Origin of the sequence: Modestobacter sp. DSM 44400 (assembly GCF_900107175.1) — a bacterium.
GTDB lineage: Bacteria > Actinomycetota > Actinomycetes > Mycobacteriales > Geodermatophilaceae > Modestobacter.
This window is the reverse complement of the sequence record NZ_FNOZ01000013.1, coordinates 1-21,747: the sequence shown is the minus strand read 5'-3', so window position 1 is coordinate 21,747 and position 21,747 is coordinate 1. Positions and strand designations below refer to the sequence as shown.

Genomic DNA, 21,747 nt, shown 5'->3' with positions numbered 1-21,747 from the left:
CCGATCGCCGAGCACCGGCAGCCGGGGACGTGGCGGCGGCATACAGTCCCGAATGTGGGACAGCGACTGGTGGTTATCGGCGGGGATGCCGCGGGTGGCAGCGCCGCGTCGCAGGCCAGGAAGCGGTGCGCCGACCTGGACGTGGTGATGTTCGAGCGGGGCCGCGCGACCTCCTACTCCGCCTGCGGGATCCCCTACTGGATCAGTGGCACGGTGCAGAGCGAGGCCGCGTTGATCGCCCGCACGCCCGATCAGCACCGCGCCATGGGCGTCGACGTGCGGATGCGCACCGAGGTGACCGGCATCGACCTGGACCGCCGGACGGTCACCTGGCGGGAACTGGACGGCGGAAGAGAAGGCAGCGAGCCCTTCGACGAGTTGGTCTGCGCCACCGGCAGTGTGCCGATGCGCCCACCGGTGCCCGGGATCGATGCCGCCGGGGTGCACGGCGTCCAGGTCCTCGACGACGGCGTGGCCCTGCGCGCCGAACTCCACAGCGGCCGCGTGCGCAGGGTCGTGGTGGTGGGCGGGGGCTACATCGGGCTGGAGATCGCCGAGGCATGCCGGGTCCGCGGCCTGGACGTCACAGTGGTGGACCGCTCGGCCACACCGGTGGGCACGTTCGATCCCGATGTCGGAGAGTTCATCGCCGATGCCGTGCGCTGCGAGGGCATCGAGCTGGTGATGTCCGAGGAGGTCGTCGCCGTCGATGTCGGCACCGACGGACGAGCCCGCGCGGTGCTGACCGCAGGCGGCCGGGAACTGCCCGCCGATCTCGTCGTCCTCGGCCTCGGGGTGCGGCCCGACGTCCGGCTGGCCCGGGAGGCCGGGATCCCGCTGGGGACCTCCGGCGGCATCGCCGTCGATGCCCGGATGCACACCGAGGTGGACGGCGTCTGGGCGGCCGGTGACTGCGTGGAGTCACGGCACCGGCTGTCGGGCCAGCGGATGGTGGTGGCGCTGGGCACGCACGCCAACAAACAGGGCCGGGTCGCCGGGATCAACATCGGCGGGGGGTACGCCACCTTCCCCGGCGTGATCGGCACCGCCATCACCAAGGTGTGTGATCTGGAGGTCGCGCGCACCGGCCTGTCCAGCCAGGAGGCGCAGGCAGCCGGCTACTCGTTCGTGACGGCCTCGGTCGACTCGACCACCACGGCCGGTTACTTCCCCGGCGCCCAACCCATCCGGCTCAAGATGATCGCCGAGCGGCGCAGCGGACGGTTGCTGGGCGCCCAGGTCGTCGGACGCGCCGGTTCCGCCAAGCGCATCGACGCCCTGGCCGTCTGCATCTGGAACGAGATGACCGTCGACCAGATCCTGTCCCTGGACCTGTCCTACGCACCCCCGTTCGCCCCGGTCTGGGACCCGGTCCTCATCGCCGCGCGCAAGGCCTTCGAAGCCGTGGAAGCCGACGTCCGGCAACTCTGATCGATCGAAGTCGCCCACATCGCGGCCATGCCGCCGGTCGGCACCGAGTTCGCTGGACACGGATGAGTCGATCGACGCCTCTCCGGGCATGCAGAGGCGATGCCGAGACCGGAGGTAGAGATGACACGGACGACGATCAGACAACGACCGGCGGGTCCACCGGCGGCGTCGGTGCGCCCGGGACCCGGCGGGATCGGCCGGTCCAGCTCGGCCGCCGCGGAGCGGGTGAGCGACGACCTGCGGCGCGGCAGCGGGGACTTCCTGGAGCAGCGCCGGTGGGTGGCCGGCCTGACGTCATTGGCCGGCTTCGCGCTCGGCGTCGTGGGGCTCTACCAGTTCGGCGTGCTCCGCCGGGTGCCCGAACTGCCACTGCCCTTCCTGGACGCCGACGCGGTCGACGCGTCCGGAGAGGCCTACCAGGAGCTGAAGACCCCCGATGCCGCACTGGGCCTGGCCAGCGCCGCGGTGACCCTGGTGCTGGCCGGCATGGGCGACCGCTCCCGCGCACGTGCCACGCCGTGGGTTCCGCTGGCGCTGGCCGCGAAGACGGCGGTGGACGCCGCCGGTGGGCTCTACCTGATGGCCGAGCAGGTCACCAAGCACCGCAAGGTCTGCTCCTGGTGCACCGTGGCGGCGCTGGCCCAGGCCGCAGCACTACCCGTCGCGCTGCCCGAAGCACGGGCCGCCCTGCGGCACCTGGCGCGACGGTCGTGAGCGAGCCGGTCCTGCGGGCACACGAACGAATGGTCGCCGGTGAGCGGCTCCGCTGGCTGGAGCACGGGGAGGGACAACCCGTCGTCCTGGTGCACGGCGTGCCCACGTCCCCCCAGCTGTGGCGGCACGTGCTGCCGTTGGTGGAAGGCCGCTGCCTGGCGTGGGAGATGACCGGCTACGGCACCTCCATCCCCGACGGCGAGGGTCGCGATCTCGGTCTCACTGCCCAGGCCGAACGTCTGCTCCGCTGGCTGGACGCGCTGGACCTGCCTGCGCCGCCGGTGCTGGTCGGGCACGACCTCGGCGGCGGCGTCGCACAGATCGCCGCAGTGCACCGGCCCGAGGCGTTCTCCGGCATCGTCCTGACCAACGCGGTCTGCTACGACTCCTGGCCGATCCCGAGCGTCCTGGCCATGAAGCGCGCTGCCGGCGTCCTGCGCTACCTGCCGGAGGTGGCGCTGTACCCGACCCTCGTCCAGCTGTTCCACCGCGGCCACGACGACCGACGGCAGGCACTGGAGGCCATCGGCGTGCACTGGCAGCCCTACGTCACCCACGGCGCCGCCCGCAGCCTCATGCGCCAGGTGAGTGCACTGGACGTCCAGGCCACCCTGGCCATCAGCGACCGGCTGCCCTCCCTCGGCCTGCCCGCCCGGGTCGTGTGGGGCGAGGCCGACCGGTTCCAGAAGGTCGGGTACGGCCGGCGGCTGGCCACCGACCTGCACACCACGCTGCAGACCATCCCCGGCGGCCGGCACTTCACCCCCGAGGACCATCCCGGGGTCCTCGCGGCCGCGGTCAACGAGGTCCTGGCGGAGGTCTCCCATGCGCGGTGACCGCGACAGATTCGCCGATTACCCGATGGTGGAGGAGGACGAGGCGACCGGGCGGGTGGCCGGCGTCTACGCGCAACTCCTCGACGGGATGCCGTTCGTGCCGAGCCTGTTCAAGTCGCTCGCGCTGTGCCCGGGCTACCTCGTGCTGGCCGCCGAACAGGCCGCTCCGGCGCTCCGGGACGACCGGTTCGGCGCGCTGGCCCAGGAGCTGGCGGCCTCGGTGCGCACCGCGTCCATCCCGCCGGAGGACGACGAGGTCCGCTCGGTCCTCGCCCGGTTCGCCGGCCCACTGAGCCGGATGCTCCTGCTGGCCGCGGGCCTGCGGCTGGCCCTGGACGACGAGCTGGACGCGCCACCGGCGCCCGGCCAGGTGCCGGCATCCCGGCCGGTCCAGCCACGTCGACCGGCTCCCTCGCCGCAGGACGCCCCCGCAGCACAGGTGTACGGCGAGATCCGGGCCGCCCTGGACACCCCGATGGTCAACAGCATCTGGCGGGAGCTCGCCGGTCAGGGCCGGCTGGCTGCGGCCTGGGCGGCGCTGGGCCCCCAGGCCCCCGCCACCAGGCCTATGGCAGAGGACCTGCAGCGGCGGGCCGTCGACGCCGCCCGCCGCGTCCCATGGCAGGTGGCCGCCTCACCGGCCGCCCTGTCGCAGGCAGGGGTCGCCGATGCCGCACCCGGCATGGCCGCCGTTCTGGAGGCCTACGCCACGACCCTCCCCCGGGTCCTCGTCCTCGCCGCCTCGAGCGCTTCCGGCGACTGAGCCAGAGCTGCGAGCACGCTGATCGCCCGGGGCTGGGGGCGTCGATGCCGGCTGCGCGGCGGTGCCGCGCCAAAGGCGCCGCGGTTCCGCGGAACCGTTCTCACTCGCCCGGGCGTGACGACGGTCCCGCGGGAACGTGGCGGCCGGCCACGGCCGCCGAGCCGGGGCTCAGGTGCACCCGGATCCCGTCGAGCGCGAGGTCGAGAGCAGCCTCCAGCGGGGCGACAGAGCGCGCCGTCTGCGCGAGCAGCAGGCCACCCTGGGCGGCCCCCAGCACAGCGAGGGCCAGGCGGTCGGGGTCCGCGCCCCCGACCAGCTCCCCGCGTGCCCGCATGGCGCGCAGGCCCGCGGCCAGCCGCTCGCGCCACTGCTCGAAGCCGGCCTTCACGGCCGCCCGGGCCCGGGGGTCGTCCTCGGCGAGCTCACTGGCCAGCCGCCCCAGCGGGCACCCACCGACACAGGCCCTTTCCGAGTTGACCGCGACGACGCGGTCCCGCCACCGGTACAGCGCAGCCAGGGAGTCCAGCTCGTCCAGCTCGGGCTGCTGGGCCGCCACCACGAGCTGCACCTGGCGCCCGACCACCGCCTGGACCAGCGCGGACTTGTCGGCGAAGTAGTGGTAGAGCTGGGACTTGCTGGTGTCGGTCCCGGCACGGACGTCGTCCAGGCTGGTGCCGGCGACGCCGTGCTCGTGCATCAGCTGCGCCGCCGCCGCCACGATCCGCTCGCGGGTGACCCGACCCCGCGCGGTGAGCGCCGGCTCGGGAACGCGATCTGCGGCGCCAGGCATGACGATCATGATACGGGGAATTGGACTTATCGGTCCACTGTTGGCCGCACACAAGGATGGACCGATCGGTCCACTCGCATCCACCTGAGGAGATCATCATGTCCCGACTCGACAACGGCCAGACCTTCCCCGACCTGACGCTGCCGCTCGTCGGCGGCGGCAAGCTCTCCCTGCCCGGGGATCTGGCTGGCAACTTCGGCGTCGTGCTGGTGTACCGGGGCTCGTGGTGTCCCTACTGCAACGCCCAGCTATCCGCCTTCTCCCGGGCCAAGGACGAGCTCGACGCCGCAGGTATCAAGGTCGTCGCCCTCTCCGTCGACGACGAGGCGACGTCCACGGAGCTGGTCGAGAAGCGGCGGCTGGACTTCCCCGTCGCACACAGCGCGGACGCCGACGAGGTGGCCGCCACGCTGGGCTCCTACGTCAACGACGAGCCGCACTACCTGCAGTCGACCGGCTTCGTGCTCGCCCCCGACGGCACCGTCGTCACCGCCGTCTACTCCTCCGGCGCGATCGGCCGCCTGGTGCCCGACGACGTCGTCGGCTTCGTCCGCTACCTGAAGGACCACGCCTGACCATCGCCGTCCGCACGACGCTTTCCTGAGAGGAACCCCATGAACCTGCACGACCGCTCGATCCTGCTCACCGGCGCAGCCGGTGGCATCGGCCGCAGCCTCGCCCTCCAGCTGGCCGGGCACTCCGCCCGGCTGACCCTGGTGGGCCGCAGTGGCGAGACCCTCGAGGAGGTCGCCGCGCTGGTCCGCGAGCGGGGCAGCCAGGCGCACGTGGTCGCCGCCGACCTGACCGAGCCCGGTGCCGCTGCGACCGTGGTGGCCGCCGCCCAGGAGCGGTTCGGGAACATCGACGTTCTGATCAACAACGCCGGGAACGTCCGGGCCGGCCGGCTGGACGCGATCGAGGAGAGCGAGGTCATCGCGCAGGTGACGCTCAACCTGACCGCGCCGATCCTGCTCACGCGCGCCGCCCTGCCGGCGCTGCGGGCCGGCGGCGAGGGCCTGGTCGTCAACATCTCCTCCGGCATCGGCCTGGTGGCCATGCCCTTCTACACGACCTACGCGGCCACCAAGGCCGGCATCGCGCACTTCGGCGAGGCGCTCCGCCGCGAGCTGTACGGCGAGGGCGTGCACGTGCTCACCGTCTTCCCGGGTGCCACCAGCACCCCGATGATGGCGAGCTCGAAGGCCGGCCCGGAGCACGGCTTCCAGTACGAGAGCCCCGACGACGTCGCCACCGCGACCCTGGCCGGCATCGCCGACGACAGCCTCACGGTGATCCGCGGCGGCGAGACCCGCAGCCAGATGATCGAGACCAACCGCACCGACCCGGCCGCGGTCGACCGCCTGCTCGCCGGCCGCAAGGACGCCCTGGAGCAGGCCGTCGCCGGCCACTCCAGCCTCTGACCCAGCAACGACCCAAGGAGTTCACGTGCCCTCGCCCCTGTTCTCCCCGTACACCCTCGGCGGCGTGCAGCTGCCCAACCGCCTGGTGATGGCGCCGATGACCCGCAACCGCGCGGGCGCGGACGGCGTTCCGACCGACTCGATGACCACCTACTACGCGCAGCGGGCCGGTGCCGGCCTGATCGTCACCGAAGGCACCCAGCCCAGCGCCGCCGGGCAGGGTTATCCGAATACCCCGGGCATCCACACCGCCGAGCAGGCGGTCGCCTGGCGTCGGGTGACCGATGCCGTGCACGAGCAGGGCGGCCGGATCTACCTGCAGCTCATGCACGCCGGCCGGATCTCCCACCCCTCGCTGCAGCCGGACGGCGCCCTCCCGGTGGCCCCGTCCGCGGTGCGCCCGGCCGGCCAGGTGGTCACCACCGAGGGCCTGCAGGACTTCGTCGAGCCCCGGGCCCTGACCACCGACGAGGTCGAGGCAGTGGTCCAGGAGTTCGCCGCCGCGGCGACGCTTGCGGTCGATCAGGGCGGCTTCGACGGCGTCGAGGTGCACGGTGCCAACGGCTACCTGCCGCACCAGTTCCTGGCCGAGGGGACCAACCAGCGCACCGACCGCTACGGCGGCTCGGCCGAGAACCGCGCGCGGTTCCTGGTCGAGGCGACCACGGCGGTGGCTGAGGCCGTCGGCGCGGAGCGCGTGGGGGTGCGACTGTCCCCGGCGAACAGCTTCAACGACATCGTCGAGCACGAGACCGAGGACGTGTACGCCGCTGTGGTAGCCAGACTGCAGCCGCTGGAGCTGGCCTATCTGCACGTCGTCGAGGGGCCGCCCGGGGTCACCGAGCAGATCCGTGCGGCCTGGTCGGGCACCGTCGTCGTCAACCCGGCCTTCAGCCTCGCCACGACGCCGGACAACCTCGACGCGCTGCTGGCCGATGGCCGCGCCGACCTGGCGGCGGTCGGGCGGGCGTTCCTCGCCAACCCCGACCTGGTCGCACGGCTGGAGGTCGGCGCCGATCTCAACGCCGCTGACGAGAACAGCTTCTACGGGGGCACCGACACCGGGTACATCGACTACCCGACGCTGGACCAGGTGGCCTGAGCGAGCCCGCCGCTGTCGTGGCCGGGCGGGATGCTCCGCCAGGGGTCATCGTGTTCCCGTCCGGTCACCACGCCCACACCGAGGAGAGACCTTGCCCGCGCAGCCTTCCGTGATCGTCTTCGACGTCAACGAGACCCTGTCCGACATGAGCCCGATGGCGCAGCGATTCAGCGACGTCGGGGCGCCCGAGCACCTGGCCAAGCTCTGGTTCGCCACCCTGCTGCGCGACGGTTTTGCGTTGACCGCGGCCGGTGCACAGCCGACCTTCGCGCAGCTGGGCGTGGACGCGCTGCACACGGTGCTGGCCGGAGTGGACCTCGACCGTGACCTGGACGCGTCCGTCGACCACGTGATGGAGGGCTTCAGCCAGCTGGATGTCCATCCCGACGTCGTCGACGGCATCCGGGCGCTGCGCGGGTCGGGACGTCGGCTGGTCACCCTCACCAACGGCTCCACGCAGGTCTCGGAGCGCTTGTTCTCCGCCGCCGGCATCCGCGACGAGTTCGAGGCGCTGCTGTCGGTGGACGACGCCGGGATGTGGAAGCCGGCCCGGGGCTCCTACGAGTACGCCGCCCGAACCTGCGACGTCCCACTGTCGGACATGCTCCTGGTCGCCGTGCACCCGTGGGACATCGACGGCGCCGCCCGGGCGGGCATGTCCACTGCGTGGATCAACCGGACCGGCGGCTCGTATCCGGACTCCTTCACCGCACCGGAACTCACAGCGACCGGCCTGACCGACCTCGCCACGCAGTTGGCGTGACCGGGCCCGCTGCGCACGGCGTTCTCGGCGGGCGGCCCCATCTCCGCCGACAGGAGGTCCCGACGTGAACCAGCCGCTCTACTGGACCCTCCTGGCAGCGGCCGCCGCCTGTGGTGCTGCCGCGCGGCTCGCCGTCGGGCACCCTCTTCTCCGCCGACGGGCGGTGTCGATCGGGCGAGCCGAGCTCGGGGTCGCCGCGGTCAGCCTGCTGGCGCTGGCCTTCCACTGTGCATCGATGTTCTTCGCCCCCTGGACCGACGCCGTTCCCGGCGGCCAGACTCTCGGCGGCCCGGTCCGCGCGCTGGGCCCGGCCAGCCAGGTGGCGTACTGGGTGCCGGCCGTGGCTCTGGTCGCGGCGCTGCGCCGGGTGTGGTGGCCAGTCCTGGCGCTGCTCACCGCGACACTGGCCGGCGTGGGGACCACCATGTTCTGGTCGTATCCACTGGCCACGCACCTGAGCTGGCTCGCGGCTGCGGTGGTCACCTGGATCGTCGTCGCCGCCTCGCTGGTCGGCCTCCGGTCCGGGGAGTTGCCACGGCGTCCCCGGACTGAGCTCCGACCCGGCTGACCGCGCCGTCGCCTCAGCCGCGCCGTCGCCTCGGCCGTGCGGCCGGCGTGGCCGTCTCAGCCCGAACTCAGGCCGGCTCGACGCCGAACGCGGTCGCGAGCCTTTCGATCTTCCGGGCCCGGCCGAGCCGGGGCAGGTCACTGCCGTCCCGGATGACCTGGCCGCGGGCGTCGAAGTCGGCGAGGAAGTCCCTCGCCCACGCCACGTCCGACGGTGCCGGGCTGATGACCTCGTTGATGACCGGGAGTTGGTCCAGGTCCAGGCAGAGCTTGCCGGTCAGGCCCAGGGAGACGGTGAGCGCCGACTGCTCCCGCAGCACCGGGTGGCTGGTGCTCACCGTCGGGCCGTCGATCGGGCCGGGCAGACCACCGACCCGGCTGGCGATGACCAGCCGGGACCGCGGGTAGGCCATCGCCAGGTCGTCGGCGCCGGTGCCGGTGTCGCGCCGGTAGTCACCGCTGCCGAAGGCCAGCCGGAAGGCACCGCGGGCCGAGGCGATCCGGACAGCTTCCTCGATGCCCAGCGCGGACTCCACCAGGGCCAGCACGGGGGTCTTGCCACCGAGCCGGTCGAAGGTCTCCGTCACGTGCTCGGCGGCCTCGGTCTTGGCCAGCATCACTCCGGCCAGACCTGGCAGCCCGGCCAGCTCCGCCACGTCGTCGGCCCAGAACGGCGTGGAGTGGTCGTTGATCCGTACCCACGCGCGCTTCTCGCCCGACAGCCACTGGGCGACCGAGGTACGAGCCTCGCCCTTGCGGGCCGGGTCGACGGCGTCCTCGATATCGAGCACGACCTGGTCGGCCCGGGACCCGTGCGCCGGGTCGAACAACTCCGTCCGGGCGCCGTTGACCAGCAGCCACGAGCGGGCGATTCCAGGGTCTACGTCTCTGCCTCTGTGCACCCGGCCATTGTTCAGACTCGCTCCGGTGCCCCAGCTGCCGGGTCACCGGAGGCGGCTACTCCGCCCGGGTCCAGCCGATCGCCGGGGCCACGTGCGCCACGATCGTCTCCAGCAGGTGCACGTTGTACTCGACGCCGAGCATGTTCGGCACGGTCAGCAGCAGGGTGTCGGCCTCCCGGACGGCGACGTCCTTGGCCAGCTCCTCGGCCAGCCGGTCCGGCTCGCCCACGTAGCCCTTGCCGAACCGCGACCGCGCCCCCTCCAGGTAGCCGACCTGGTCCTCGCCGGTCTCCTTGCCGAAGTACTGCCGGTCCAGGTCGCTGGTGATCGGCATCACGCTTCGGCTCACCGAGACCCGTGGCTGCCGCTCCCACCCGGCGTCGGCCCAGGCGGCCCGGTAGCGGCTGATCTGCTCGGCCTGCAGTTCGTCGAATGGCACACCGGTGTCCTCGGACAGCAGCGTGGAGCTCATCAGGTTCATCCCCTGCTCGGCGGTCCAGATCGCCGTGGCGCGGGTGCCCGACCCCCACCAGATCCGGTCGCGCAGACCCGGGGACTGGGGCTGGACAGCCAGCCGGCTGCTGACCCCGCCGGACATCCGCGGGTCGGTCCGGGCGACCGCGGCACCGGAGATCGCCGACAGGAAGAGGCCGGTGTGCTCCCGGGCCACCGCGCCGTCGTCGCTGCCCTCGGCCGGCACGTACCCGAACGCCTCGGACCCGCGCAGCACCGTCTCCGGTGACCCCCGGCTCACCCCGAGCTGGAGCCGGCCGTCGCTGAGCAGGTCGGTGGCAGCGGCTTCCTCGGCCATGTACAGCGGGTTCTCGTACCGCATGTCGATCACGCCGGTGCCGACCTCGATCCGCGACGTCCGCGCGGCCATGGCCGCCAGCAGCGGGAACGGCGAGGCGAGCTGACGGGCGAAGTGGTGGACCCGCACGTAGGCGCCGTCGACGCCCAGCTCCTCGGCGGCCACGGCGAGCTCCACGCTCTGTACCAGCGCGTCGCGCGCCGTCCGGACCTGGGAGCCGGGGATGGGCTGCCAGTGGCCGAAGGACAGGAAACCGATCCGCTTCCGCATGTGCGCGCCGGGCTCACTCATGCCGGCCTCAGCGCTCACCTGGGCCTGCGGATTCCCGCGGGACGATCCACGCCGTCGGCGCTGTTGTGCCCACCGACACATCCGGACGACGAGAGGGCACACCATGCGCGCGACAATCGACGGCACCGTCATCGCCGAGGCGCCGGAGAACGACCTGGTCAAGATCGAGGGCAACTGGTACTTCCCGCCGGCGGCGGTGACCGACGGCGCGCTCAGCCAGAGCCCGACGGCCTACACCTGCCCGTGGAAGGGCGCCGCCCAGTACTTCGATGTCGTCACGCCGTCGGGTACCCGCAAGGACGGCGCCTGGAGCTACCCCGACCTCAAGCCCTCGGCAGTCGAGCGCGTCGGCCGGGACTTCGCCGGCTACGTGGCCTTCTCCCCCGGGGTCACCGTCGGCGACTGAGGGTTTCTACCGAGTCCGACCAGGCCGGGCATGCGAGAGGCCCGACCGCGCGGAGGCGGTCCCCGAAGGGACCACCCCCGTGCGCGTCGGGCCTCAGCTCACGGGCTCCTCCGGCACAGGTGGCCGGAGAGACTACTTCGTCTCGACGGTGATGGTGGCGATGCCGATGACCAGGCCGCCGGACAGCGCGTCGGTGGCGAAGGTCTGGTTCAGCAGCGCGGCGGCCTCAGGGGACAGGTTGACGCTGGTCCCGGTGAGCTCCACCGAACCGTCGGCGTTCATCGTCGGCGGCTCGAGGTTCTTGCCGTTCAGGTCGAACAGCGGGGCGCTGCTCGCCGCGAGCTGGCCGTTGACGCTGACGTTGCCGAACAGCCGGGCGGGCTTGCCCGGGTCGACGGCGAAGTCGGTCAGCTCGACCGTCGTGGCGCCGGCGGTCAGGCTCAGGCCACTGCCCTCGTGGAACAGGATGCCCTGGACCCAGGGGCGGTAGCCGGTGGTCTTGTCGTACAGCGTCACGGTGCCGCCGGTGATCGGGAAGGCGACGGTGCCGTCGGTCAGGGTGGCGCCGCCGATGACGCCGGGGGTCAGGCCCAGGGTGCCCAGCGCGGCGACGAAGTCGGCGTCCAGGGCGACCTCGGTCATCCCACCGGGGATGGCGGGCACGGTGGCGACGGCGTCGGCGGCCGCGGTCTCGACGGAGGTGCTGGCCGAGGAGGAGGTGCCGGAGGCGTTCGAGGCGGTGTCGTTGGCACCGCACGCGCCGAGGCCCAGGGTGGCGGTCAGCGCCAGGGCGATCGCGAGAGAGGTCTTGGTGGCGGTCTTCTTGAGCTGCACGGTGACTCCCAGAGCTGAGGATCTGTTGCGGACGACATGTCTTCGCCCCCGGGGTCGGGTCCGGATGGTCACGTTTCGGTAACTGGATCGCCACGCATGGCGACCATCCATCCTGATAACGCAGAGTGACGGCACGAACACGCGTTCAAGCGCCCGGTTCCACCGTCAACACCGTTCGATGGGCCACCCTGTGCGCGTGACGCTCTCCGCACCCGCGACCCCGCCGGGCGCGCCGCTCCGCGCGGTTTCCTCGAGGCGCCTGCGCGCGGCAGACATGTTGCTGGCCGACCGGGGGCAGCTCTTCCGGGCCCTCTTTCTGGCCGCACCGATCGGCAAGGCAGTGGTCGACACCGACGGCCGGTTGCTCGTGGTCAACCCCGCGTTCTGCACGCTGACCGGCCGGAATTCCGAGGACCTGGTCGGGCGGCACCTGGACCTGCTCAGCCACCCCGACGACGTCCCCGTCGAGGACCTCGCCGTCGAGTCCGTCCCGGGCCGCCCGCTCATCGACCCGCAGCTCGAGGTGGTCGGCGAGCGCCGGCTGCAGCGGTCCGACGGCGACACCGTCTGGGTCGTCCAGAGCCGGGAGATCGTGCACCGCACGACCGGGGAGCCGCAGTTCGTACTGCTCTCCCTGGTCGACGTCACCGACGCCCGGCGCGCCGAGGACGACCTGGTCCGCCGTGCCTACATCGACCCGCTGACCGGCCTGCCCAACCGCCGCGCGCTCACCGAGCGGCTGCAGCACGCCCTGGCCGTCAGCCGGCGGCGCGGCACCACCGTCGGCGTCCTGCACCTCGACCTCGACCGGTTCACCGCGGTCAACGACTCCCTCGGCCACGAGGGCGGCGACCAGCTGCTGTGCCAGGTCGCCGACCGGCTGCGCTGGAGCACCCGGGTCGAGGACATGGCCGTCCGGTTCGGCGCCGACGAGTTCCTGGTCCTGGCCGAGGAGGTCGAGGACGTCGACGCGCTGCGCACGCTGGCCGACCGGCTGCTCGGCGTCCTGGACGAACCCTTTCTGGTCCGCGACCGTGAGATCACCCTGTCCGCCAGCGTCGGGGTGACCCTGGGATCGGAGATGGCCCCCGAGGCGCTGCTCCGGCAGGCGCACAGCGCGCTGGCCCGGGCCAAGGCCAGTGGCGGCCGCGGCCGGATCGAGGTCCACGACGAGGCCCTCACCGACGACGACGTCGACCAGCTGCAGCTGGAGACCGACCTGCGCCGGGCGGTCGACGCCAACGAGCTACGGCTGTTCTACCAACCGATCGTCGCCCTCTCCGACGAGCATCTGCTCGGCTACGAGGCCCTCATCCGCTGGCAGCACCCCACCCGCGGGCTGCTCCCGCCGGGGGCGTTCCTCTCCGCCGCCGAGGACAACCGGCTGACGTCCAAGCTCGGCGAGTGGGTGCTCTACCGGGCGTGCCGGGACGCGGCCGGCTGGGACGACGACCTGCGGGTGCACGTCAACATCTCCGCCCGGCACCTCGCCGAGCCCGGCTTCAGCGACCTGGTCGCCGACGCCCTCGAGGACTCCGGGCTACCCGCCTCCCGGCTGGAGCTGGAGATCACCGAGTCCACCGCGCTCTTCGCCGCCGAGGCCACCCTGCGGTCGGTCTTCGCGGTCACCGAGAGCGGCGTCACCCTGGCCCTCGACGACTTCGGCACCGGCTACTCCGCGATCAGCGCGCTGCACCGGCTGCCCATCCACACGCTCAAGATCGACCGCTCGTTCGTGGCCGACGTAGTGGCCGAGCCGGCCACCGCCGCGCTGGTCCAGGGGCTGCTGCAGCTGGGCGCGGGCATGGGCCTGCAGGTGATCGCCGAGGGCATCGAGGACAGCGAGCAGGCGCGCTGGCTGCTCGAGCACGGGTGCCTGATGGCCCAGGGCTACGCCTTCGGCCGTCCCGCGCCCCTGCCCGCCCGGGACCTGGGGCTGGAACGGGCGCCGCAGGACCTGGCCGCGCTCGGCGACTCCGCCGCCCTCGCCGACCTGGCCTCGGTCACCGAGCTCGTGGCAGGCACCGCGCTCCCGTCACCCGCCCCCTCCGAGGACGACGGCGACGACGGTCCGGCTACGGAGACCGACACCCCGGAGCCCGACGGCTCCCGCTGACGTCCGCCCCTCCTCGGGAGGTCAGCCCGTAGAGGTGGGGGCCGAGGCGGCGACCCGCTGCGGCGTCGGGCGCTTGGCGGCGCGGCCGTCGCCGGTGGACCGCCCGCGCAGCCGCCGGCCGATCCAGGGCAGCACGAAGCCGCGCACCCAGGCCAGCTCCTGGGCGACCACCTCGCGGGTCGGCAGCGCCGGCGCCGGCGCGAGCGGGGCGCGCCAGTCGGTGTCGGCCCCGGCGACCGGCACCCCGAGCGCGGCCGCGGCGGCCAACGCGGTGCGCCGGTGGCCCTCGGCGGTCAGGTGGATCCGGTCCCCGGCGTCCCAGAGCCGGTCGTCCTGGATCCAGGCGGCACCCCACTGGTCGAGCACCACGGCACCCTGCCGGGCGGCGATGGACCACAGGTGGGCGTTGAACACCGCGACCCGCCCGCGGGTCCGCCGGATGATCGGGGTCTGCCGCGGGTCCACGCCGGTGCCCAGCAGCACGTCCGCCCCGGCCCCCCGGAAGGAGACGACGGCCGCCTCCAGGTCCGCGGCGAGCTGGTCGGGGTCCGCGCCCGGGCGCAGCAGGTCATTGCCACCGGCGACCAGGCTCACCAGGTCCGGCCGCGCCGCCAGCGCGACCGGGACCTGCTCGGCGAGCACCTGGGGCAGCAGCCTGCCCCGGACGGCGAGGTTCGCGTACTCGACCTCCCCGGACGGCGCGGCGGCGGCCAGGTGGCCGGCCAGCCGGTCGGCCCAGCCGCGGTACCCGTCCGGCCGGCCCGGGTCGGGGTCGCTGAGCCCCTCGGTGAAGGAGTCCCCCAGCGCGATGTAGCGCCGCCACGTCCGTCGGTCACTGCCCGGTTGCACGTCCTCCACTGCACCACGACGACCCGGGCGGCGGCGGGGAAGGCGCGCCACCCGTGGCGCTGACCGCTGTCCCGGTCGCTCTCAGCTCGAAGAGCCGGCGCTGCAAGAAGGCCCGCTCGGCCGCGTTCTCCGTCCCGGCCAGGGCAGCGGCGTATGCGGTCGCAGCCTCCCCGGTGCGGCCCAGCCTGCGCAACAGGTCGGCCCGGACGGCGTGGGCCAGCGGGTGCCGGTCGAGCGCCAGTTCCTCGACGAGCGCGAGCCCCGCGGCCGGGCCGTCCAACTCGGCCACCGCGACCGCCCGGTGCAGCGCCACCACCGGCGTCGGAGTGAGGCTCAGCAGCAGGTCGTAGAGCTGCCGGATCTGTCCCCACTCGGTCAGCGCGCCGACCGGGGCGTCGCTGTGCACCGCGGTGATCGCCGCCTGCACCTGATACGGGCCGGGCTCGTTGCGCGCCAGGCACCGGCGCACGAGCGCCTGGCCCTCGGCGATGAGCGCGGGGTCCCAGCGCGAGCGGTCCTGGTCGGCCAGCAGCACGAGCTCACCGTCCGGGCCGGTCCGCACCTCCCGCCGGGAGTCGGTCAGCAGCATCAGCGCCAGCAGCCCGATGACCTCCGGGTCGTCCGGGAACAGCTCGAGGAGCTGGCGGCCCAGCCGGATGGCCTGGATGCACAGCTCCTCCCGGACCAGCCGGTCACCAGTGCTGGCGGTGTAGCCCTCGGTGAAGATCAGGTAGACGGCGGCCAGTACCGAGCGCAGGCGCGCTGGCAGGTCGGCCGTCGACGGCACCCGGTACGGGATCCGCGCATCGCGGATCTTGCCCTTGGCCCGGACCAGCCGCTGGGCCATCGTCGCCTCGGGCACCAGAAAGGCGCGGGCGATCTCCGCGGTGGTGAGCCCTCCCACCAGCCGGAGGGTGAGGCCCACCTGCGTCGCTGAGGACAGCGCCGGGTGGCAGCAGGTGAACAGCAACCTCAGCCGGTCGTCGCGCACCGGACCCGCCTCGTCGGGCTCGACCGGCCCGTGCAGCAGGGCCGCTTCGGCCAGCTTGGCCGCACCCACGGACTCCCGGCGCAACCGGTCGATCGCCCGGTTGCGAGCGGTGGTGATGATCCAGCCGGCCGGACTCGGCGGCACACCACGCTCGGGCCACGTAGCGACCGCTGCGGTGAACGCGGCCGCGACCGCCTCCTCGGCGAGGTCGATGTCGCCGAGGAGGCGCACGAGGACGGCGACCGCCCGGCCGTGCTGTTCACGGAACACCTGCTCGACAGGGGACCGGATCACCACACGAACGGCCGGACCTCGATCGGCAGCCCGATGGCGGCCACGTACTCCCGGCCCCAGCGGAGCGCCTCGTCCAGATCGCCGACGTCGATGATCGAGAAGCCGCCCACGTACTCCTTGCCCTCGGCGAACGGGCCGTCGACCACGAGGACGTCATCGCCCTGCGGCCGGAGCACGGTGGCCGACGATGGCGCAGCGAGCCCGCCGGCGAAGACCCACGCGCCGGCCTTCCGGACGCGGGTCTGCACCGCCTCGACGCGGGCCATGATCCCGGTGAGTTCGTCCGGGGTCGGGGGCTCCGCGCCCTCGGCCGGGGTGACGACGCTGAGCAGGTACTGGGTCATCGGGAGACCTCCTGTGGCGACGGCCGGCGCGGTGCCGGCTCATCCCTTGTACGAACGGCGACCCGGCAGATCGACAACTCCCTCAGCGGTGTTCGGAGGCCCCACCGGGCTGGTGCCGGCGCAAATCCTCCGGAACCAGCTCGACGAGCTCCTCAAGCAGCACCGGCAGGTCCAGCAGGGACAAGCTTGACCCGGCTGCGCTCCGCCGCCAAGGAACCGTGCGAGCCGCACCAGCAGGCCCGCGTCCGGCTGGACGGTCACCGACAGCACGTCGCCGGCCGAGCACCCGCCGCTGGTGACGCCGTCCAGCTCGTGGGCAGGCCGCCCCGCAGTCAGCTCCAGCTGGAGCCCCTCGGCCCCCCAGGTCCACGCCGTGCGTCGTCGTCCAGGCCGCGATCTGCCCAGCCGCCGGACGGCCGCTCTGCAGGGGCCCGCGCCGAGCCTGCGAGGCGTGGGGGGCAGAGGGGTCCTTCTTCAGCCCCGATAGGTCTCGAGCAGCCGCAACCAGACCTCGCTGATCGTCGGATAGGACGGGACGGCGTGCCACAACCGGCTGATCGGGACCTCCCCGACGATCGCGATGGTGGCGGAGTGCAGCAGCTCGGCGATGCCCGCGCCGACGAAGGTGACGCCGAGCAGCACTTCCCGCTCGGTGTCCACCACGGCGATCGCCGTCCCGGTGTAACCGTCGGCGAAGACGGCCGCCCCGGCGACGCTGCCGATGTCGTACTGGACGACGCGGTGCGGCAGGCCCGCCTCGGCGGCCTGGGCGGCGGTGCGCCCGACCGCGCCGACCTGCGGTTCGGTGAACACCACGCTCGGGGCGGCCAGCCGGTCGGCGGTGGCCACGAACGGCGACCAGTCGGCGAGGTCGACCTGCGCGCCGCGGGCGCGGGCGACGATCGCGGCGCCAGCCTGGCGGGCCTGGTACTTGCCCATGTGGGTGAGCTGCTTGCGGCCGTTGACGTCGCCGACGGCGTAGAGCCACGGCGTGCCGGGGACCTGCAGGGACTCGTCGACGTCCAGATAGGCGCCGGGCTCGAGGCCGACGGTGTCCAGGCCGATGTCCTCGGTGCGCGCGGCCCGGCCGGTGGCCACCAGCACCTCGTCGCCGCGGAACTCGCCGTCAGCGGTGCTCACGACCACCTCGTCGCCGTCCCGGCGGGCGCCGGTCACGTCGGCGCCGAGCCGGACGTCGACGCCCATCTCGCGCAGCGAGGCGAGGACGGCGTCGCCGGCGGCCGGCTCGAGGCCGGGCAGCAGGCCCCCGCCGCGCTGCAGCAGGATCACCTGGGAGCCGAGCTGCTGCCAGGCCGTGGCCATCTCGCAGCCCACGTACCCGCCGCCGATGACGACCAGCCGCCCGGGTGCGGTGGTGGCACTGGTGGCCTCCCGCGACGTCCACGGCCGGACGTCGGCCAGCCCCTCGACCGGCGGCATCTTCGCCATCGACCCGGTGCACACGGCGACCGCCTGCCGGGCGGTGAGCGTCTGCTCGGTCCCGTCGACGGAGGTCACCACGACGCACTTCTCCCCGGCCAGCCGGCCAGTGCCGCGGACCAGGTCGATGCCGGCGCCCTGCACCCACTCCACCTGACTGGAGTCGTTCCAGTCGGAGGTGAAGGAGGTGCGCCGTGCCAAGGTGGCGGCGACGTCCTGCTCGCCGGTGACCGCCGCCGCGGCGCCCTGCACGGCGCGGGCGGCGGCGAGCGCCTCGCTGCCGCGCAGCAGCGCCTTGCTGGGCATGCACGCCCAGTAGGAGCACTCACCACCGACCAGCTCGGCCTCCACCAGCACCGCGCTCAGGCCGCCCCGAACGGCGATGTCGGCGACGTTCTCACCCGTCGACCCCGCGCCGAGGACGATGACGTCGTAGGTCTTCTCTGCGTCAGCCACCCGCCCATCCTGTCGGTTGTGGTCGACTGACCGCATGCCGGTCGACGCCACCGAGTACTCCGCGGCATTGCGCACCTACGCCGCCGGGGTGGCGCTGATGACGGTGCGCGACGACATCGACGACGTCGGGACGACGGTCACCTCGGTGATGAGCGTGTCCGCCGATCCGCCCCTGATCGCGCTCGGCCTGGCCGCCGACGGCTACCCCTGCGAGGTGCTGGAGAGCGTCGGCTCCTGCGCGGTCAACGTGCTCGCCGCCCGCCACGCCATCCTGGCCAGCCGGTTCTCCTCGGCCGGGCGGCCCAGCGCCCGGCACCTGCTGGATGCGGTGCCCTGGCGGCGGGCCGAGCACAGTGGGGCCATCGTTCTTGAGGGCGCGCTGACCGCATTGGACTGCCGCCTGCACTCGGTGGTGCCGGCCGGGGACCACGTGCTCGCCCTGTTGCGGGTGGATGCGGTACCGGTGCTGGGCGAGGGCGACCCGCTGGTGCGGCTGCGGGGCCGGTGGACCGACGGCGCCGGGCAGCCCCTCCGCCGTCCGTGAGGAAGGACCCCGTCCTCCTCTGGACGGGGCCGGAAGGCATCCGCGAACGCGGGCGTCACATCGCCGGGTTAGCGTCGGGGGCGAGATGACTGCGCCGATCCCCGCCCCGACCGACTCCGCCCTCCGCCGCGCCCTGGTGCGGGCCGAGCGCGGGGTGACCCTGGACGCCACCGAGGCCGAGACCCTGCTGCACGCCCGCGGCCTCGGTGCGGGCGACCCCCTCGACCGACTGCTCGCCGCCGCCTCCCGGGTCCGCGACGCCGGGCTGGCCTCGGCCGGGCGCCCCGGGGTGGTCACCTACAGCCGCAAGGTGTTCATCCCGCTGACCCACCTGTGCCGCGACCGCTGCCACTACTGCACCTTCGTGGCTACGCCCGGTCAGCTGCGCGCGCAGGGCAAAGCACCGTTCCTCTCCCCCGACGAGGTGGTCGACGTCGCCCGGGCCGGCGCAGCGCTGGGCTGCAAGGAGGCGCTGCTCACCCTCGGCGACCGCCCGGAGGCCCGCTGGCCGGTCGCCGCGGAGTGGCTGGAGGCGCACGGCTTCGACTCGACGCTGGCCTACCTGCGGGCGATGGCGATCCGGGTGCTGGAGGAGACCGGGCTGCTGCCGCACCTGAACCCCGGCGTGCTGAGCTGGGAGGAGATCCAGCGACTCAAGCCCGTGTCGGCGTCGATGGGGATGATGCTGGAGACGACGGCGACCCGGCTGTGGTCGGAGCCGGGCGGCCCGCACTTCGGCTCGCCGGACAAGGAGCCCGCCGTCCGGCTGCGGGTGCTGGAGGACGCCGGTCGCTCCGCCGTGCCCTTCACCACCGGCGTGCTGCTCGGCATCGGGGAGAACTACGCCGAACGGGTCGAGGCGATCGCGGCGATCCGGGCCTCGGCGCGGCGGCACGGGCACGTGCAGGAGGTCATCGTGCAGAACTTCCGGGCCAAGCCGCGGACGGCGATGGCGGCGACGGGCGACCTGGGGCTGCAGGAGTACATCGCCGCGGTCGCCGTCAGCCGGCTGATGCTGGGCCCCCAGGCGCGGGTGCAGGCTCCGCCGAACCTCTCCGACGCCACCGAGCTCGGCCTGCTGCTGCGGGCCGGCGTCGACGACTGGGGCGGGGTCTCACCGCTGACCCCCGACCACGTCAACCCCGAGCGGCCCTGGCCGCAGATCGAGACCCTCGCCGAGCTGTCCCGCGAGGCCGGCTTCACGCTGCGCGAGCGGCTGGCCGCGCAGCCCGGCTACGTGACGCAACCCGAGCCGTGGCTGGACCCGCGGGTACGCCCGCACGTCTCCGCCCTCGCCGGCCCCGACGGGCTGGCGGTGGAGGGCCGGCTCCCGGTCGGGCTGCCCTGGCAGGAGCCGGACGAGGCGTGGGGCGCAGCGGCGACCGGCCGCACCGAGCTGCACGTCGAGGTGGACACGGTCGGGCGCACCGGCGACCGGCGCAGCGACTTCGACGCCGTCTACGGCGACTGGGCAGAGCTGCGTGAGGCGACCGTCTCGGCACGGGACGGGCACTCGACCGCGCTGACCGTCGGCGACCCCGAGGTGCATGCGGCCCTCCGGCACGCCGAGCGGGACCCGGCCGGATTGTCCGACGCCGAGTACCTGACCCTGCTGGGCGCCGACGGCGACGACCTGACCGCTCTCGCCGCGCTGGCCGACGACGTCCGCCGACAGGTCAACGGCGACGAGGTCACCTACGTGGTGAACCGGAACATCAACTTCACCAACGTCTGCTACACCGGTTGCCGCTTCTGCGCGTTCGCCCAGCGGCGCACCGACGCCGACGCCTACACCCTGTCGATGCAGCAGGTCGGCGACCGGGTCGACGAGGCGTGGGCCGGCGGGGCGACCGAGATCTGCATGCAGGGCGGCATTCACCCCGACCTGCCCGGGACGGCGTACTTCGACCTGGCGCGCGAGGTGAAGTCCCGCCGTCCCGACATCCACCTGCACAGCTACTCGCCGATGGAGGTCGTCAACGGCGCGGCCCGTACCGGGCTGTCCTTCCGCGATTTCCTCACTGTGGCGAAGGAGGCCGGCGTCGACAGTCTGCCGGGGACGGCGGCGGAGATCCTGGACGACGAGGTCCGCTGGGTGCTCACCAAGGGCAAGCTGCCGACGGCGACCTGGCTGGAGGTGGTCCGCACCGCCCATTCGGTGGGGCTGCCGACGACCTCCACGATGATGTACGGCCACGTCGACACCCCCGCGCACTGGGTGGGCCATCTGCGCACGCTGGCCGCGCTGCAGGACGAGACCGGCGGCTTCCGCGAGTTCGTGCTGCTGCCGTTCGTGCACCACAACGCGCCCATCTACCTCGCCGGGGTCGCCCGCCCGGGGCCGACGAACCGGGAGAACCGGGCTGTGCACGCGGTGGCCCGGCTGCTGCTGCACGGGCGGATCGACAACATCCAGACCTCGTGGGTGAAGCTCGGCGACGCCGGCACGCAGGCGATGCTCACCGGCGGCGCCAACGACCTGGGCGGCACGCTGATGGAGGAGACGATCAGCCGGATGGCCGGCTCGGGCAACGGCTCACTGAAGACCATCGCCGAGCTCGAGGCGATGGCCGCCGCGATCGGCCGGCCGGCCCGACAGCGGACCACGGAGTACGGGAGGCCGTCGGCCGAACGGCTGGCCACCGCCCGTTCCGACGCCGGCCGCCGGGCGCTGACCCTGCTCTGAGCAAGACGGGCTACTGCCCACAAGATATCCGACCGGGAGCCAGGCTCGGCCACCGAACACTCGGGCAACTGACTAGAGCGTGTCTGCTAACTGCGGACGCGGTGATGGATGATCATGCAGCCGAGGAGGACACCGCCGAGGTAGGTGGTGGCGTATTTGTCGTAGCGGGTGGCGATAGCGCGCCACTGCTTGAGCCGGCCGAACCCGCGTTCGACGGTGTTGCGGTCCTTGTAGAGCTCGGCATCGCAGGCCGGTGGTCGCCCACCGGCCGAGCCCTTGGCCTTGCGGCGTGCGATCTGGTCGCTGCGTTCGGGAATCGTGTGAGCGATCTTCTTCGCCCGCAGGTGCGCCCGCGTACTGGGATGGGAGTACGCCTTGTCCGCCAGCAGCCGGAAC

At 73.2% G+C, this 21,747-nt stretch carries 22 protein-coding genes; 13 read left to right on the top strand and 9 right to left on the bottom strand.

Translation table 11 applies throughout. The features are described 5' to 3' along the window. Window positions 1-54 precede the first annotated feature (54 nt). From BLW04_RS10400 to BLW04_RS10385, 4 genes are all read left to right on the top strand, one after another. Window positions 55-1,431, top strand: coding sequence for an FAD-dependent oxidoreductase (locus BLW04_RS10400; RefSeq protein ID WP_091539852.1), 1,377 nt, complete (start codon window positions 55-57; stop codon window positions 1,429-1,431). Window positions 1,432-1,656: 225 nt separating this feature from the next. Continuing rightward, a complete protein-coding gene (locus tag BLW04_RS10395) occupies window positions 1,657-2,145 on the top strand; it encodes a vitamin K epoxide reductase family protein (RefSeq protein ID WP_217630977.1) in 489 nt (162 codons plus the stop codon). After that, window positions 2,142-2,981 (top strand): alpha/beta fold hydrolase, encoded by an 840-nt coding sequence (locus BLW04_RS10390; protein WP_254781270.1) that lies wholly within the window; start codon window positions 2,142-2,144, stop codon window positions 2,979-2,981. Before BLW04_RS10395 ends, BLW04_RS10390 begins: the two co-directional genes overlap by 4 nt. Continuing rightward, window positions 2,971-3,744 (top strand): hypothetical protein, encoded by a 774-nt coding sequence (locus tag BLW04_RS10385; RefSeq protein WP_091539840.1) that lies wholly within the window; start codon window positions 2,971-2,973, stop codon window positions 3,742-3,744. The genes BLW04_RS10390 and BLW04_RS10385 overlap by 11 nt, the downstream gene beginning before the upstream one ends. A 100-nt stretch (window positions 3,745-3,844) precedes the next feature. On the opposite strand, the gene BLW04_RS10380 is transcribed toward BLW04_RS10385, so the two are convergent. Then, window positions 3,845-4,534: a TetR/AcrR family transcriptional regulator gene (locus BLW04_RS10380; RefSeq protein ID WP_091540110.1), complete on the bottom strand. Its 690-nt coding sequence runs from the start codon at window positions 4,532-4,534 to the stop codon at window positions 3,845-3,847. A 98-nt stretch (window positions 4,535-4,632) separates the two neighbouring features. Here BLW04_RS10380 and BLW04_RS10375 point away from each other — a divergent pair, with 98 nt between their 5' ends. The 5 genes from BLW04_RS10375 (at window position 4,633) to BLW04_RS10355 (ending at window position 8,388) form a co-directional block, all read left to right on the top strand. Then, entirely contained in the window at window positions 4,633-5,109 is a 477-nt protein-coding gene (locus BLW04_RS10375; protein ID WP_091539837.1) for a peroxiredoxin family protein, read from the top strand. Between the two features lie 39 nt (window positions 5,110-5,148). Beyond that, entirely contained in the window at window positions 5,149-5,955 is an 807-nt protein-coding gene (locus BLW04_RS10370) for an SDR family NAD(P)-dependent oxidoreductase (protein ID WP_091539833.1), read from the top strand. 25 nt (window positions 5,956-5,980) lie between these two features. Next, the gene (locus BLW04_RS10365; RefSeq protein WP_175483991.1) at window positions 5,981-7,057 is read left to right on the top strand and encodes an alkene reductase; all 1,077 of its coding nucleotides are present in this window, start codon (window positions 5,981-5,983) and stop codon (window positions 7,055-7,057) included. Window positions 7,058-7,148: 91 nt separating this feature from the next. Next, window positions 7,149-7,820 carry a haloacid dehalogenase type II gene (locus BLW04_RS10360; protein WP_217630976.1) on the top strand — a complete coding sequence of 224 codons (672 nt, stop codon included), beginning with the start codon at window positions 7,149-7,151 and terminating at the stop codon, window positions 7,818-7,820. 64 nt (window positions 7,821-7,884) lie between these two features. After that, window positions 7,885-8,388 carry a hypothetical protein gene (locus BLW04_RS10355; protein ID WP_091539830.1) on the top strand — a complete coding sequence of 168 codons (504 nt, stop codon included), beginning with the start codon at window positions 7,885-7,887 and terminating at the stop codon, window positions 8,386-8,388. 67 nt (window positions 8,389-8,455) lie between these two features. Here the strand turns inward: BLW04_RS10355 and BLW04_RS10350 are convergent, their stop codons facing one another. Both BLW04_RS10350 and BLW04_RS10345 read right to left on the bottom strand, forming a co-directional pair. Next, window positions 8,456-9,289: an HpcH/HpaI aldolase/citrate lyase family protein gene (locus tag BLW04_RS10350; RefSeq protein WP_175483990.1), complete on the bottom strand. Its 834-nt coding sequence runs from the start codon at window positions 9,287-9,289 to the stop codon at window positions 8,456-8,458. Between the two features lie 55 nt (window positions 9,290-9,344). Further along, window positions 9,345-10,391 carry an LLM class flavin-dependent oxidoreductase gene (locus BLW04_RS10345; protein WP_254781267.1) on the bottom strand — a complete coding sequence of 349 codons (1,047 nt, stop codon included), beginning with the start codon at window positions 10,389-10,391 and terminating at the stop codon, window positions 9,345-9,347. 103 nt (window positions 10,392-10,494) lie between these two features. Here BLW04_RS10345 and BLW04_RS10340 point away from each other — a divergent pair, with 103 nt between their 5' ends. Beyond that, a complete protein-coding gene (locus BLW04_RS10340) occupies window positions 10,495-10,797 on the top strand; it encodes a DUF427 domain-containing protein (RefSeq protein ID WP_091539819.1) in 303 nt (100 codons plus the stop codon). Window positions 10,798-10,929: 132 nt separating this feature from the next. On the opposite strand, the gene BLW04_RS10335 is transcribed toward BLW04_RS10340, so the two are convergent. Next, entirely contained in the window at window positions 10,930-11,631 is a 702-nt protein-coding gene (locus tag BLW04_RS10335) for a hypothetical protein (protein WP_217630975.1), read from the bottom strand. Window positions 11,632-11,827: 196 nt separating this feature from the next. Between BLW04_RS10335 and BLW04_RS10330 the strand changes: the two genes are divergently transcribed. Beyond that, window positions 11,828-13,747, top strand: a complete 1,920-nt coding sequence (locus BLW04_RS10330; RefSeq protein ID WP_254781264.1) for a putative bifunctional diguanylate cyclase/phosphodiesterase — start codon at window positions 11,828-11,830, stop codon at window positions 13,745-13,747. Between the two features lie 21 nt (window positions 13,748-13,768). On the opposite strand, the gene BLW04_RS10325 is transcribed toward BLW04_RS10330, so the two are convergent. The 4 genes from BLW04_RS10325 to BLW04_RS10310 form a co-directional block, all read right to left on the bottom strand. Then, complete coding sequence (locus BLW04_RS10325; protein WP_091540097.1) at window positions 13,769-14,596, bottom strand: SGNH/GDSL hydrolase family protein; 828 nt, start codon at window positions 14,594-14,596, stop codon at window positions 13,769-13,771. Continuing rightward, the gene (locus tag BLW04_RS10320; RefSeq protein WP_254781261.1) at window positions 14,580-15,881 is read right to left on the bottom strand and encodes an RNA polymerase sigma factor; all 1,302 of its coding nucleotides are present in this window, start codon (window positions 15,879-15,881) and stop codon (window positions 14,580-14,582) included. The genes BLW04_RS10325 and BLW04_RS10320 overlap by 17 nt, the downstream gene beginning before the upstream one ends. Beyond that, window positions 15,878-16,225: a YciI family protein gene (locus BLW04_RS10315; protein WP_091539815.1), complete on the bottom strand. Its 348-nt coding sequence runs from the start codon at window positions 16,223-16,225 to the stop codon at window positions 15,878-15,880. Before BLW04_RS10315 ends, BLW04_RS10320 begins: the two co-directional genes overlap by 4 nt. Before the next feature lie 474 nt (window positions 16,226-16,699). Next, complete coding sequence (locus BLW04_RS10310) at window positions 16,700-18,121, bottom strand: dihydrolipoyl dehydrogenase family protein (RefSeq protein WP_217630973.1); 1,422 nt, start codon at window positions 18,119-18,121, stop codon at window positions 16,700-16,702. A gap of 34 nt (window positions 18,122-18,155) precedes the next feature. Here BLW04_RS10310 and BLW04_RS10305 point away from each other — a divergent pair, with 34 nt between their 5' ends. Further along, on the top strand, window positions 18,156-18,665 hold the full coding sequence (locus tag BLW04_RS10305; protein ID WP_091539804.1) for a flavin reductase family protein: 510 nt from the start codon (window positions 18,156-18,158) through the stop codon (window positions 18,663-18,665). A gap of 85 nt (window positions 18,666-18,750) precedes the next feature. Continuing rightward, window positions 18,751-21,351, top strand: a complete 2,601-nt coding sequence (locus BLW04_RS10300) for a bifunctional FO biosynthesis protein CofGH (protein ID WP_091539802.1) — start codon at window positions 18,751-18,753, stop codon at window positions 21,349-21,351. Window positions 21,352-21,437: 86 nt separating this feature from the next. Here the strand turns inward: BLW04_RS10300 and BLW04_RS10295 are convergent. After that, on the bottom strand, window positions 21,438-21,747 hold a 310-nt coding region (locus BLW04_RS10295), incomplete at its 5' end, for a transposase (protein WP_139306802.1).